This window comes from Okeania sp. SIO2F4, assembly GCF_010672385.1.
Lineage (GTDB): Bacteria > Cyanobacteriota > Cyanobacteriia > Cyanobacteriales > Microcoleaceae > Trichodesmium.
Genome location: NZ_JAAHGT010001496.1, coordinates 1 through 1,056, shown reverse-complemented (window position 1 = coordinate 1,056; position 1,056 = coordinate 1). Strand labels below are relative to the sequence as shown.

Here is a 1,056-nt window from a genome sequence, read left to right as displayed (position 1 = left end):
TTCTAGATAAGTTACGCTGGATTTGGACTAAAGCTTTTGGTTTTTTCCTCTGTTTTTTCCTCGGTAACACAATTTTTTTGTGGTTAGCCTATGCCACAGATATTGTTTCTGCTCATCAACAAGTTTGGGGAGATTTGACTTTAGCTCCGACTAATTTATTAAAGTTAGGTTTTGCCTCAATGTTGGTAATTTTTTTGCATGAATTAGGTCATGCTTTTACTCTGAAACATTTCGGCGGTATTGTGCCAGAAATTGGTTTATTATTTATGTGTTTTATGCCGGGAATGTACACGAATACTTCCGACCAATATTGTTTAGTAAAACGCCAACAACGAATGTTAGTTGTAGCTGCGGGGGTAATAGTTCAAGTTGTGATTTGGGCGTTAGCTTTGTGGTTATTATTAGCTTCTCCTCCCCAGAGTTTGATGCAGCAAAATAGTTATTTATTGATGAGTGCTGCTTTGTTGACAGTCGCGTTAAATTTGAATCCATTGAATGCTTTTGATGGTTATCATCTGTTAGTAGCAATGACAGGAATTAATAATTTAAGGAAGCGATCGCTTGAATTTTATTTTGATTTATTGCGCCGTCAACCTTCACCTGAGAAAACATCTGACCAAGCTATTTTAGCTATTTATGCTCCTCTTAGTATTATTTATACGATGTTTGTTTTGGGTTATATGTTGTGGTTAGTTGGGAATTGGATTTGGGAATTTTTACCAGGAATTTCAGCTTTTTCTTACTTTTGATTTTTGACTTTCTTACAGCGGTTTTCCGGCACGGTAGACCACAGTAGGGGCGATTCACGAATCGCCCCTACAGGATTTCGGCTATGGCGATGTGGTTCATCAATCTGAAAAGCACTTTCATTAATGGATAATTGATAATTGATAATTGATAATTGATAATTACCTCTGGTTAAAACCGTTCGGGAATTGAATATAAGGAATATTTTCTTTGTTTTCCCCTATCCAAGGGGAGGCTTCAAGGCGCGAATTATTTAATTATTAATTATTAATTATTAATTTTTCGGTAAATTCTTACTTTTGACTTTTA

1 protein-coding gene is annotated in these 1,056 nt (G+C 35.5%); it reads left to right on the top strand.

Annotated elements, in window-relative coordinates; genetic code table 11:
- Window positions 1-749 (top strand): site-2 protease family protein (locus tag F6K22_RS41470; protein ID WP_363275612.1); only part of this gene is annotated, 749 nt, incomplete at its 5' end.
- Window positions 750-1,056: the final 307 nt, after the last annotated feature.